Annotated in this window: 9 protein-coding genes; 7 read left to right on the forward strand and 2 right to left on the reverse strand. The window is 68.7% G+C overall.

Annotated features, from left to right (window positions below):
• Nucleotides 1-39: 39 nt before the first annotated feature.
• Both VN461_15395 and VN461_15400 read right to left on the reverse strand, forming a co-directional pair.
• Nucleotides 40-1,122, reverse strand: a complete 1,083-nt coding sequence (locus VN461_15395; protein ID HXB56163.1) for a DUF444 family protein — start codon at nucleotides 1,120-1,122, stop codon at nucleotides 40-42.
• A gap of 127 nt (nucleotides 1,123-1,249) precedes the next feature.
• Nucleotides 1,250-4,489: a serine/threonine protein kinase gene (locus VN461_15400; protein HXB56164.1), complete on the reverse strand. Its 3,240-nt coding sequence runs from the start codon at nucleotides 4,487-4,489 to the stop codon at nucleotides 1,250-1,252.
• A 189-nt stretch (nucleotides 4,490-4,678) separates the two neighbouring features.
• Here VN461_15400 and VN461_15405 point away from each other — a divergent pair, with 189 nt between their 5' ends.
• The 7 genes from VN461_15405 (at nucleotide 4,679) to VN461_15435 (ending at nucleotide 13,001) form a co-directional block, all read left to right on the forward strand.
• Nucleotides 4,679-5,332: a cysteine dioxygenase family protein gene (locus tag VN461_15405; GenBank protein ID HXB56165.1), complete on the forward strand. Its 654-nt coding sequence runs from the start codon at nucleotides 4,679-4,681 to the stop codon at nucleotides 5,330-5,332.
• 68 nt (nucleotides 5,333-5,400) lie between these two features.
• Nucleotides 5,401-8,853, forward strand: coding sequence for a GAF domain-containing protein (locus VN461_15410; GenBank protein HXB56166.1), 3,453 nt, complete (start codon nucleotides 5,401-5,403; stop codon nucleotides 8,851-8,853).
• Nucleotides 8,854-9,147: 294 nt separating this feature from the next.
• Nucleotides 9,148-9,978 (forward strand): selenium cofactor biosynthesis protein YqeC, encoded by an 831-nt coding sequence (gene yqeC, locus VN461_15415; GenBank protein ID HXB56167.1) that lies wholly within the window; start codon nucleotides 9,148-9,150, stop codon nucleotides 9,976-9,978.
• 25 nt (nucleotides 9,979-10,003) lie between these two features.
• On the forward strand, nucleotides 10,004-10,837 hold the full coding sequence (locus tag VN461_15420) for an XdhC/CoxI family protein (protein HXB56168.1): 834 nt from the start codon (nucleotides 10,004-10,006) through the stop codon (nucleotides 10,835-10,837).
• Nucleotides 10,838-10,915: 78 nt separating this feature from the next.
• A complete protein-coding gene (locus tag VN461_15425) occupies nucleotides 10,916-11,476 on the forward strand; it encodes a hypothetical protein (protein ID HXB56169.1) in 561 nt (186 codons plus the stop codon).
• Nucleotides 11,476-12,435: a P-loop NTPase gene (locus VN461_15430; GenBank protein HXB56170.1), complete on the forward strand. Its 960-nt coding sequence runs from the start codon at nucleotides 11,476-11,478 to the stop codon at nucleotides 12,433-12,435. Before VN461_15425 ends, VN461_15430 begins: the two co-directional genes overlap by 1 nt.
• Nucleotides 12,436-12,437: 2 nt before the next feature.
• The gene (locus VN461_15435; protein ID HXB56171.1) at nucleotides 12,438-13,001 is read left to right on the forward strand and encodes a helix-turn-helix domain-containing protein; all 564 of its coding nucleotides are present in this window, start codon (nucleotides 12,438-12,440) and stop codon (nucleotides 12,999-13,001) included.
• Nucleotides 13,002-13,015: the final 14 nt, after the last annotated feature.

Below are 13,015 nucleotides of genomic sequence, written 5' to 3' on the forward strand. Positions count from 1 at the left end.
CGCGCTCGCCCCCCCACCTCGCGAGTGACGGCCCGCTCCTCACAGCCCCTTGCCCAGGAAGCGCTTTATGGCGTCGTAGATCTCGTCCTTGTCCCGGATCTCGCTGGTGACGATCTGGGGCTCCCCGGGGAAGGCCTCCTCCAGGTCGGTCTTGAAGCGGCCCCCGCCGTAGGAGGAGCGGACCTGGCCGAAGCAGAAGAGGTTCAGCTTGGGCAGCAGGTCCCGGCGCAGGATCTCCAGGCAGAGGTCGGTGTCCCGGCTGTCGCTGTTCTCCCCGTCCGAGAAGTGGAAGAGGTACACGTTCCAGGCCTCGGGATGGAAACGGGTGTCGATGATCTGGTTGACCAGCTCGTAGGCGGTGGAGATCTTGGTGCCCCCGCTCTCCCGCAGGTGGTAGAACGTGTGGGGATCCACCTCCTTGGCGAAGGCCTCGTGGACCACGTAGACGTTGTCCAGGCTCTTGTACTGGCTGCGCAGCCAGGTGTCGATCCAGAAGGAAGCCACGCGCACGATCTCCTTCTGCTGGTCGCCCATGCTCCCGCTCACATCCATGCAGAAGATGATGACGGCGTTGGACTCCGGCACCTCGCGCAGGTGCCAGGAGCGGTAGCGGCGGTCCTCGCGGATGGGTACGATGACGGGGTTGCCGGGGTCGTAGGTGCCCATGGCGATCTGGCGCTTCAGGGCCTCCCGGAAGGTGCGCTTGAAATGGCGCAGCGTCTCCGGTCCCACCTTGCGGATGTTGGAGTACTTCACCTTCTCGACCGGGATCACCCGCCGCCCCCGGGGCTGGATCCGGGGCAGCTCCAGCTCCTCCCCCAGGATGGAGGCCAGCTCTTCCAGATTGACCTCCACCTCGAGGATGTGCTCGCCCTGGGCGGTTCCGGGAGCGCCCTCCAAGGGATCCCCCACGTCCCCCTCCCCCTGGCCCACGCCCCCCGCTTCCCTCCAGCTGAAGCGGAAGCGCGGGATCTCGATCTGGGGGATGGGGATGGAGACCAGGTGCTTGCCCTGGCGTCCGATCAGCTCGCCCTGGGTCAGGTACTTCCGAAAATCCTTTTTGATGATCCCGCGCACGATCTGTTTGAAGCGCTTGACGTCGCGGTCGATCTTTCTGAGCATGGCGGTCACGACAATTCCGTCGGGGCGGGGGGCGGGGTGCCCGCGGCGCGGGGGGCGGGGGAGGGAAGAGTGAGCCCCGCGGGGGAGGCGCGGCATCCCCGGTCGGTTGCTTCCTGGGGCCGTGCCCTCACCGCTGTTTGGTGTCCCCCCGGGCGAAGATCGAGGCCACGTAGTTCAGGACGTCGGTCGCGCAGACGTCGCAATAGCCGTAGTTCTTGATGAGACGGCCCTTCACGATGTCGATCTTCTCCTGGGTGTCCCGGTCCACCACGCTCGAGACCAGGCTGGTCAGCTTTATGGAGTCCTTCTGGTCCTCGAAGAGCTTCAGCTCCAGAGCCTTCTGCAGGCGTTCGTTGGTCTTGTAGTCGAACTGCTTTCCTTCCAGGGCCAGGGCCGCGATGTAGTTCATGATCTCGCGTCGGAAGTCGTCCTTGCGGCTCTCCGAGATGTCGATCTTCTCCTCGATCGAGCGCATGAGCCGTTCGTCGGGGTCGTCCTCCTGCCCCGTGAACTTGTTCCGCACCTTCTCGTGGAAGGTGTAGGCCTTGATGTTGTCCACGTAGTTCCCGCAGAGGCGGGCGATGGCCTCCTCGTCCGCGGAGATGGCCTTCTGCACCTCGTTCTTCACCACGTCCTCGTACTCCTGCTTGACCATGGAGAGCAGCTCGCGGTAGCGCTTGCGGATCTCCTCCCGGGTGATGAGGCTGTGGTGGGAGAGGCCGGCCTCCAGCTCGTTCAGGACCATGAAGGGGTTCACGCAGGTGCCGGTGTCGTCGCGCACGAGGGCGTTGGAGATCTTGTCCTGGATGTAGCGGGGACTGATCCCGTCCATGCCTTCCCGGGGGGACTCCTCATGGAACTCCTTGATGTTGTCCTCCGTGAAGCCGGGCAGGGTCTTGCCCCCGTATAGCTTCATCTTCTGGATGAGGGTGATCTGGGCCTTCTTGGGCTCCTCCAGCCGGGTCAGCACCGCCCAGATGGCCGACATCTCGATGGTGTGGGGAGCGATGTGCTTGCCCGTGATCTGGCGCTCGTTGAAGTCCCGGCTGTAGATCTTGACCTCCTCCTTCCACACCGTGTTGTAGGGGATGTCGATCTTGACCGTGCGGTCCCGGAAGGCCTCCATGAGCTCGTTGTTCTGGAGCTTGCGGTATTCCGGCTCGTTGGTGTTGTGGCAGACCACGTTGCCGACCCCGCAGACAAAGTTGTGAAGCCCCTCGCACTCGATGTCGTAGACCCATTCGCCGAAGACGGCCCGCCGGTGGAGCCGGGCCTGGAAGGTACGGGGGCGGCCTCCCATGCGGCCTTCGCCGGAGGCGAAGCGGATGCGGTAAGCCGGCTCGTGCCCGGGCCGGTGGTGACGATGAACGCGGTAGTCATGCCCGAGGAGGCTGGCCAGGGTTCCCACCTGGGCGGCCAGCATGCGCGAGACCGTCTTGTATTCGAAGAGGCGGGCGCGGTAGGCGGGAGAGGCGGTTCTCCTCGCTTCCCGCGAGAGCCGGCGCCGGCCGTCGGTCCGCATCAGCTCTTCGAAGGCGTGGCCCAGAAACTCGTCGGGGAGGTCGAACAGGAAGTCCGGCAGCCGCTTGTTCTCCGACCCTTCCCCGCAGTGATGCTTGGCCAGGGCGGCGATGGCCGGCGAGCCGAGGGTGAGCCGCCAGGCGGAGTCGGACTTGGCGCCGGAATCGATCGAGCCGCCGGCGCTGCTGATCCGGGCGAACGCCGCCCGCACCCGCATGAGCTCCTGGCGGTCGGCTTGGCTGATCACGATGCCGCCGTTTCCGCCGTCGACATGCCCCTCCGTCGCATACCACACGAGGACCGTGATCAGGTCCTTGAGGGTGGCGGCGTCCCGCGCGGTGTGGTAGACCGCTTGGACCTCGGTCGCGTGCCGCGGGAGGCTCCGCGCCCACCGCGGACCGCAGGGCCGCGTCAGGGGGCCGCCGACCGTGACGCGGACATCGGAACGCACGAACCCGGGCACACCGGCCAGGGCGTCCATCAAGAGAGCGCGCTCGGGGGCGAAGCCGAGCAGGGTCCGCGCCGCCATGATCTCGCCCCGCTCCTCCGGATAGAATGTCGTTCCCCCCCGGCCGTAGATCGAGTGGTTCGGCGTGGTCTCGACCACCCCCCACTTCTGGTCCGTGGTCAGCATCTCCCCCGTGAAGCGGTGGCGAAGGAGGGACCGCACGGGGGTCCAGCGCGTCCCCCCATCCTCGAAATCGTGGGCCAGGACCTCGAGCCCCGCGCAGTTCCCGTGCAGCTGGCCGTAGAGGTCGGCCATGGTGGCCCAGCCGATCGCGCCCCGGAAGCGGTAGGGCACCGGCTCCTCTCCGGACACGCTGTGCCCGAGGATCACCTCGTCGATGTCGGTCTGGGGAAACTTCTTGGGCTTGATCTTGTGCTCCTGGGAGGCGCCCAGGAGGTCGTAGAGGAAGGCCACGTCGAGCTTGAGGATCTCGATGAACTCGATGATCCCGCGGTTGGCGATGTTCAGCTCCCCGTCGAAGTTGAAGGCCCGGGGGTCGGTGTCGGAGCCGTACTCCGCGATCTTGCGGTAGTTGAGGTCGCCCGTGAGCTCGGTGGAGTCCTGGTTCTTCTCGTCCTTTGGCTGGAAGGTGCCGATGCCCACCCGGTCCTTCTCGGAGAGGATGAGCCGCCGCACCACCACGTGGCGCGTGGCCCGGTCCCAGTTGCCGTCGTAGCTCGTCATCAGGTCCTGGTAGATCTTGCGGCAGAAGGGGCAGAGGTTGCCCGTGGGCCCGATCCGGTAGTCCTTGGCGCCCAGCCGCCGGTTCACCTCGGTGTAGACCGCCTCCTGGGTCTCGAGGGGGATGAGGTGCAGGGGGTCCTCGTGCATGGGGCACCACTGCACGGCCTCGGGGTTGATGGACGCGGGGTCCGTCCTCCAGCCGTAGGTGTAGAGCGCCCCCTCCTTCTGGTTCGAGTAGACCTCGGTCCCCTTCTTGAGGAGGCGGGCGATGGTGGACTTGGAGGAGCCGACCGGCCCGTGCAGGAGCAGGATTCGCTTCTCCGTGCCGTAGCCGTAGGCCGCCGATTTCACGTTGTTGACCAGGCGCATGAGGGGGGCATCCAGTCCGAAGACCGCGTCCCGTCCGCTGTCGATGGGGTCGTCGAAGATCCGGTAGTGGATGTGCTTCTCGTGGTGACGGGTGTACTCGACGACCCCGTAGGACAGGATCATGTCGTAGAGCCGCTGGTAGCTGTTGCGGGCCACCCGGGGATTCGAGATCACGATCTCGATGTATTCGGAGAACCCGCCCGCCCAGTGACGTTCCCGGTAGCCCTGGAGGTCCTGCTTCTGCCGGATGAGGTTCAGGAGTGCTTCCGCCCCGGCGACTCCCATCGTGGTCCCCCTCCTGGGGTCGCCGTGGCCGGTCAGGGCGCGGCAGCCCCGATCCTGGGAGCGGCACGCTCCCGGGTTGAGAGTACGGGATTTGGGGGGGGCCTGACAAGGCCGATTATGGCGGGGCCCGCGCGCCTTGACGCGGGGCGGCCGGCGCGACACACTGGCGGCAGGGGGAGAAGGGGGGAAATGGGCCGAAAGACGATTTCCGTCGACCGCTTCGTGGAGACCCTGCGCTCGTTCCAGAACGAGCCCATCACCCGCGACCGCATCCTCAACTATCTTCGGGAGACGGCGGTCGACCGTTCCTCCCTCGATCCCTTCGTGCACTTCCTCCCCGACGCCTATACCCGGAACCTGATCCACCGCGACGAGCTCATGGAGGTGATGGCCGTCTGCTGGGGGCCCGGGCAGCGCACCGTCATCCACACCCACAACGGACAGCTCGGGTGGATGAGCGTGGAGCGGGGGGCTCTGGCCGTCATCAACTACAAGTGGCTCGGCTGCAACGCGTCCGACAATCAGAACGTGGTCGGCATGGACTGTCTGGCGGGGGCCACCGAGCTGGACATCGACCGCCGCGAGGTGCAGGAGTGCTTTCCGGGCGGGCCTGTGAACACGGTGGACAAGGTCCAGACCATCCACCAGGTGGTGGTGCAGGGCCGGGAGCCGGTGATCTCCCTTCACGTCTATAGCCAGCCCATCGACTCCTGCGTGGCCTTCGACCTGGAGAAGCGGACCTGCTACCGGCGGACCCTCTCTTTCTACAGTCGTTACGGCCAAGTCTCGGTGAAAGAGGGCGACCTCGCGCCCACCCCCCTCCGCCCATCCCCCGCCGACTAGCCCCCGACCGCCCCCGTTTGACTCCCTTCTCCGCCTGACTCATCATCCCGCGGAGCCACCCCCCTCCCATGGCCCAGATCCTCGTCATCGACGACGATCCGCACGTGGCCCGCGCCCTTTTGGAAATCCTGGGCCGGCACGGGTTCTCGGGCGAGCGGGCGGAGTCGGGGGAGCAGGGCCTAGACCGCCTTTCCCACGACCCCTTCGATCTCGTGCTCCTCGACCTCCGGCTGCCAGGCATGAACGGCTTTGAGACCTGCCTGCGCTTGCGGGAGGCCCACGGACCCTCCCTGCCCGTGGTCATGCTCACCGCCTTCGGCGACGCGGCCGCCCTGAGACAGGGCTACGAGGCGGGGGCCGACGACTTCCTGCAGAAGCCGGTGGACACCGCCGCCCTCATCCTCAAGGTTCGGGCCTTCCTCCGCATCAAGGGCCTGCACGACGAGATGCTGCGGAACCGGGAGGAAGCCCAGGCCCGGGCTCGCGACCTGGCTCTGCTCCATGAGGTAGGCCGCGACTGGTCGCTCATTGCCGAGCCGGAAGACTTCAACCGGATGGTGACCCAGCGCTTGGCCGCGCTCATCCACGCCCCGGTGTGCGGGATCGCCCTCTATGACCCTTCCACGCGCACCATGGGCTTGGCTCTGCCCGTCCACGGACTGGGGGATGAGGTCGCGCGCCAGCTGCGCTACGTGATGAAGCCGGAGTACCGCAGCCTCTGGAACTTCCGCAACGGGCGTCCCTACCTCAGCAACCGCGCGGCGTCCGACCCCCGGCTGATCCCGGAGATGGTCGAGCTCTCGGGCGCGGAATCGGTGGTGCTGGTGCCCATGCTCTCGGAGGGGCACGTGCTGGGGCTGCTGGTGGCCGCGAACAAGCCGGGGGGGTTCAGCGATGCCGACGCCCAGATCCTCTCCATCTTCGCGGGGCCGGCGGCTACCTTCCTGCGCAGCCGGCAGATCTTCGACCGCGAGCGGCGGCACGCCGCCCGGCTGGAGCGCCTATCCGCGCTGGCGGGGGAGATGGCGGCCATCTCCGGGCGCGCGCGCCTCATCGGCCTCACCGTGACCCGCATCCAGCAGGATCTCCCCTATGAGCGGGCGGCTTTTTACGCCCCCGAGGAGAGGGACGGCCTGCGCCTGGAGTTCGAGTCGGGCCCGGGGCTCCCCGGGCACCCCCCTCCAGACCCGGAGCTGCTGCGCTGGGCGGCGCGGGGCACCACCCCCTTGCGTCCCCATAGGAGCGCTTTCGGCTTGGAGCTGGCGGTGCCGGTGCGGGCGGGGGATCACGCCCTGGGCGTCCTCTACCTGCTGCGCTCCTCGGCCTCTCCCCTCGACGAGGAGGAGGTGAATCTCGTCTCCACCTTGGCCGGCCACCTCGCCCTGGCCTTGCGCCGGTGCGAGAGCGAAGCCGCCACCGAGAAGATGGCCCAGCAAATGGCCACCCTCTATGACCTGGGGCTGGAGACAGCCGCCCTGCGCGACCTCCGCTTCCTCTTCGTCAAGGCCACGGAGGAGGCGGGTCGGCTCATACGCGCCGACCACACCTCGGTCTTCCGGCTGAACGAGGGGGAGGGCACCCTCCGCCTCTTCGCGGCCTGGAGGCGGGAGCCGGGTGCGGACATGGAGCCCGAGCCTGTCTTTCTGCGCGGGGAGGGGATCGCGGGGCGCGTGGCCCGGGACCGGTTGCCCGTCCTTGTAAACGACACCGCCGGGCACGAGGGCTTCGTGCCCCGGAGCACCCCCGTGGCCCGGATTCTCTGCGTGCCCCTGACCCATTACGACCGCGAGCGGGAGACCCCCGCCGTGTTCGGGGTGCTGAACGCGACCCGTCAGCCCGGCTCCCTGCCCTTCGGGGACGACGACCTGGCGTACCTGACCCGCTTCGCGGGCCAGCTCTCGATCGCGGTCGCCAACGCGATGGCCTTCGCGGCGGAGCAGGAGCGCAGCGAGCAGCTCGCCCTCGTGAACGCCCTCCTGCGCGAGATCGCGGGGAACCTCTCCCGCGACCGGATCCTGGAGACGGCGGTGCGACGCATCCACGAGGCTTTCCGCTACCCCCTGGTCTCCGTGCTCGTGCCCGAACCCGACTCCGGGCTGTTCCGGGTGGCGTCGGTGGCTTGCCGCGACCCCCGGCCCGAGGGCTGGGCCAGCTATCCCCTGTCCCACGGGACCTGCGGGCGCGCCCTGCAGGAGAAGCGGACCATCCTCATCCCCGACGTGGCGCGGGAGCCCGGTCACGTCCCCTGGATGCCGTCCATGAAGAGCGGGCTGACCGTGCCCATCCTCTCCGGGGACGAGGTGGTGGCCCTCCTGGACCTGGAGAGCGACCTCGTCCAGGCCTTCGACCGGGGCCAGATCATCACGCTGGAAACCCTGGCCGACGGGATCGGCATCATCCTCCGCAACGCCGAGCTCTACCACACCCTCGAAGAGACCAACGCCAAACTGGTGGAGCTGAGCCGCATGAAGAGCGAGCTCCTCAACATCGTGGCCCACGACTTTAGGGCCCCCCTCTCGGGGATCCTCGGCTATGCGGAGCTCCTGGAGTGGAAGCCGGAGGCCCCCCCCGAGGACCGCGTGGAGCGGGCGCAGGCCATCATCCGCTCCGCCACCCACATGGCCAACCTCATGGACAAGACGTTGAAGACCGCGCGCCTGGAGACGGGCCACTTCTCGTTCGACTTCGGCCTCGTGGATCTCGTGACCAAGGTGCTGGAGGTGGGGAGGCGCTTCCCGGAAGAGCCCGGCCACCCGCTGCGCGTGCAGGCCCCGGAGTTCCCGCTCCCCTGCTGGGCGGACGGGGAACGGGTGACGGAGGTGCTGGAGAACCTGGTCGCCAACGCGTTGAAGTACTCGCCGGGGGGCGGGCCCATCGGCCTCAACGTGTGCGCGGAGGGGGACACCGCCGTGATCAGCGTGTCCGACCGGGGGATCGGGATCGCCCCCACCGACATCGCCCGACTGTTCCGGCCCTTCTCGCGCGTCCGCGACCAGTGCACCCAGGGCATCGAAGGGTTCGGGCTCGGCCTCTACATCTGCGAGCGGATCGTGAGGGCGCACGGCGGTCGCCTGTGGGTGGAGAGCACGCCCGGGGAGGGCTCTACGTTCTCCTTCTCCCTCCCCCTCTTCGGGGCCGCCGCCCAGACCCGGGCTCCCCTCGTGCTCGTGGCCACGGGGGACGCACGCACCCGGCGGCAGGTCCGGCGGGCCGCGGAGGAGCTCGGCTACGGCATTCACGAGGTCGCGGACGGGGTGGAGGCGGTCGAAGCCGCCATCCGCCTGGTCCCCTCCGCGATCGTGCTGGACCGCATCCTGCCCCGACTCCGGGCCGAGGAGGTGGCCGAGCGGCTGCGGGACAACGACGCCACCGTCTCCCTTCCGCTCTTTGCCCTGGCTGCCCGCGAAGACCTGGGTGCCCAGGCGGCTCTGTTCCGGGCCTGCGTGCCCAAGCCCCTGGACCCCAAGGTCCTGACCGCGGCCCTGAAGAGCCTGGGGAGCCGAGTTCCCTGGAGCGCCTGATCGAACGCCACTCCGAGCGGCCGGTTCGCCCGGACCCGAAGCGGCCCCGCGACTCCCACGAAACGGGGCGGGAAACCCTCCGATCCCTCGCGGTCGGCGGCGGCACGCGTGAAGGACACGTCGAGGATCTCTGCTCGGAGCGCTTGATCAAACGCGACCCCCGGCAGCCGGTTGCGACCGAGCAGAGGCTGCCCAAGGCCCTTGGACGTGATTCGGCGTCGGTTCGCGCTTGGGGGGCATTCTGACTCGCCCACATGACGGGCGCTACGGCCAGGAGGGCCGAAGGTTAAGCACGTGGAGCGTCGAGACCCCCGCCGACGTTTGGCGGACGCCGCGGGAAGCGTGAACGGCACGTCGAGAACGCCGACTCCGACGAAGGGAATCGAATCCCTCCTTATCGCCCTCGGAGTGGGGAAGGGGGACGTGGTCGCGGTGGCGGGGGCAGGCGGCAAGACGACCCTCGTCTTTCGGCTCGCCGCGGAGGCGCGAGCGGCCGGCCTGCGGGTGCTGGTCACCACCACAACTCACATGGGCACGCTCCCCCGGGACGTCACTGGCCCGGTGGTGATGGAGGCGGACGGGGCCACGGAGGCCGCGCTCGAGGAGGCGCTGGAGCGGGAGGGCCGGGCCACGCTGCTCGGTCGCGCCCTGCGATCGGACAAGATCGAAGGCGTCCCCGCGGAGCGCGTCGACGCCCTGGCTCGCCTGGCGGAGGTGGTGCTCGTGGAGGCGGACGGGGCCCGGGGGCGCTCGTTGAAGGTTCCCGCCCCCCACGAGCCGGTCGTCCCCCGCTCCACCACCCTGCTCGTGGTCGTGGCCGCCATCGACATTCTGGGCCGACCTCTCGGCAACGAGAACGTGCATCGGTTGGAGCTCGTCCTCGCTGCCACCGGCAAAGCGGCGGGGGACCGGGTCGACGAAGAGACCCTGGCCGCCGCCCTCCGCTGCCCCGGTGGTTATCTGTCCCGGGTCCCCAAGGGCGCGCGCCCCGCCGTGTTCCTGAACAAGGCGGAGGACCAGGGGGCCGCGGGGCCGGCCGGGCGGGTCGCTCGTCTCCTCCTGCCCGCCTACGACCGCGTGGTGGCGGGGAGTGCGCGCGGCGGCCCCGCCTGGGTCTGGCCCTGATCTGCTATTCTCGTGCTCAGGCGCTATGAGGGAAGTCTTCGAAGCCGCGCTCAGAGCGGAGCAGACGGGGGAGCCGGCAGCCCTTGTCACCGTGGTCTCGACCGAGGGCTCGACGCCGCAGAAGGCGGGGGCCAAGATGGTCGTCTACGGGGATGGACGCATCGTGGGGACCATCGGGGGCGGGTGCCTGGAGGCGGAGATGACCGGGCGCGCCCGGCAGTGCATCTCCAACCGGCGCGTGCAGATGGCGTCCTACGACCTCACCCCGGACCAGGCGGGGGAGGATGGCCTGGTCTGCGGGGGGAGGATGCAAGTGTTCATCGAGCCCATCGAGGGGACGCCCACCCTGTGTCTGTTCGGGGCGGGACACGTGGCCCAGCCCCTGGCCCGGATGGCCAAGGCGGTCGGGTTTCGGGTCGAGGTCGCCGACGACCGGTTGAAGTTCGCGAACCGCGAACGCTTCCCGGAGGCCGATCTCATCGTGGTCGAGGATTTTGTGGCTGCGGCCTCGAAGATGACTCTGGGCTCGAATTCCTATGCCGTGGTCGTGACCCGGGGTCACAAGGGGGATGCCGACGCCCTCGCGGCCACGGTGGGCAAGGGGCTGCGCTTCGTGGGCCTTTTGGGGAGCAAGCCGAAGGTGGTCCACATCTTCTCCGCGCTCGAGGAGCGGGGGGTCTCCCGCGAGGAGCTGGCCCAGGTCCACTCGCCCTTGGGCCTGGAGATCGGCGCCACCACCCCGGAGGAGATCGCGGTCAGCATCTTGGCGGAGATGATCGCCATCCGGCGGGGCGTGGACCCGAGCCACGCGCGGTCCATGCGGATGGAGCTGCCGGGCCGCATGAGGGTCGGTAGTTAGGATCCAGTATCCCGCGTTTGCGCCAGCCACTTGATGTATTCCCTTAACTGATGTAACGTAAGCTTTCAAAGGCCCTGAATGAAGGACCTTGGACAACTTGCGTTTCTACTGATGCTCCTGGTTCCCGTCCCGACGTGGGCGGGGAAGGCGCCGAAGCTCGCACCCCCGGATCTCCCCAGCGAGCACGTCTGTCCTTCCAAGGCCTTCTCCTTCCGCACGCCCGCCGATTGGAAGGTTGAATCCGGGGGCTCGAGCCCGGAGATCGTACAGGCCCAGGGAGACAGCGTGGTTGTGCGCTTCCTGCATCGCGGGGAGGAGGCGGGCTTCGACGGCCTCCACGTCGACTGCATGGCGGAGCGCTTGTCGGGCACCCCCCTGGACTCCGAGCCGCAGGTGGAATACGAGTACGACTTCGTGAGCGGGCGTATCCGTGGTCGGCGCGCCCTCGACTCCGCATTCCGTGTGATCTACGATTCCCCCATCCTCGGTTCCCGCGAGTGGCGGCAGCGGAACATCACGCTCGTTGGAGAGGGCGAGTCCCTCTGCGTGATCGCGTTTTGCCCGATGAAGTTGTGGAAGAAATCGCCGGCGACGCGGGCCCTCTTGGACGGCGTCCTGGCCAGCATCACCCTGCGCTAATGGCCCTGAGTGTCACGCCGGTCATCCCCGCCGCCGCCCCCCGCACGAGGCGCCAGATCTGGTCGATGGGCGGGGGCAAGGGCGGCATCGGCAAGTCCCTCCTCACCGCCTCCTTGGGCTGGCAGCTGGCCCGCATGGGCAAGCGCGTGGTCCTGGTGGACGCGGACCTGGGGGGCGCCAACCTCCACACCTGCCTGGGCCTCTCCGGCCCGGAGCGGACGCTCGGGGACTTCATCCAGCGTCGGGCGGAGCGGATCGAGGATGTGCTGACGGAGACGGGGGTGCCCGGCCTGCGCCTCATCAGCGGAGCCTCCGACTTCCTGGGGGCCGCCAACATCAAGTACCAGCAGAAGGTGAGGGTCCTGAACCGCATCCGGTCCCTGGACGTGGACCTGGTGCTGCTGGACTTGGGGGCCGGGACCTCCTTCAACATCGTCGATTTCTTCCTGATCTCCGACCTCTCGCTCCTGATGGTGGTCCCCGAGCCCACCTCCATCGAGAACGGCTACCGCTTCATAAAGAGCGCCCTCTACCGCCGGCTCCGCGCCGCCGCCCCCCGGGAAGGGGTCCGCCTCATCATCGAGGCCGCGCTCGACCCCAAGAACGCGCGCGGGATAAGGACGCCCCTGGACCTCCTGGCCACGGTGGAGAAGGAGGACCCGGAGGCGGTGGGAGTGCTGAAGCGGGAGATGGCCGCCTTCCATCCCCGGTTCGTCGTGAACCAGGTCCGCGACAACGCCGACATCACCATCGGCCACCAGCTCGTCTCCGCCTGCGCCCGGCACCTGGGGGTGCGGGCCACCTACGCCGGGTACGTGCACTACGACGACACCGTCTGGCAGAGCGTGCGGCGGCGCCGCCTCTTCATGGTGGACGCGCCTGGGGCGCGGGCGGCGGAAGAGGTGCGGCAGCTGGCCCGCGGGCTCCTTCAGGGCGAGAGCCTCGCCCTGCCCTGGTAGCCGTGGAAGGCGAGACGCACTACGACGTGCTGGGGCTCGAGCCCCGCGCCTCCCGGGAGCAGGTCGAGCGGGCCTACCGCTTCTGCCTGGAGCTCTACGGAGACGGTTCGCTGGCCACGTACTCACTGCTGGAGGTGGGGGAGGTCGAGGCCGCGCGCACGCGCGTGCTCGAGGCCTACGAGGTCCTGGCCGATCCCATCCGCCGGCGGGAGTACGACCTGACCCGGGGATTGGCGGAGCCGGGCTCGCCCCTTCTTCCCTTCCCCCCTTCCCCCCTGGCGGGCGAGCCGGCGGTTCGGGACACGGCCGTCCCCGAGCTGTCCGACGTCGTGACCGGCGCCGACCTCCGGCGGGTGCGCGAGGCGCGGGGGGTCAGCCTGCGCGAGATCGCGGTCGCGAGCAAGATCGGGGTTCGCTACCTGGAGTACATCGAGCAGGACCGCTACCCGTTCCTGCCCGCCCCCGTCTATCTGCGCGGGTTCCTGCAGGAGTATGCCCGTCAGGTCGGCTTGGATCCCCGCCGCACCGCCGACGCCTATATGGCCCGGATCCCCCAGCGGGTCTGAGCCTTCCTCCGGCA

The organism is Vicinamibacteria bacterium (genome assembly GCA_035570235.1).
GTDB lineage: Bacteria > Acidobacteriota > Vicinamibacteria > Fen-336 > Fen-336 > DATMML01.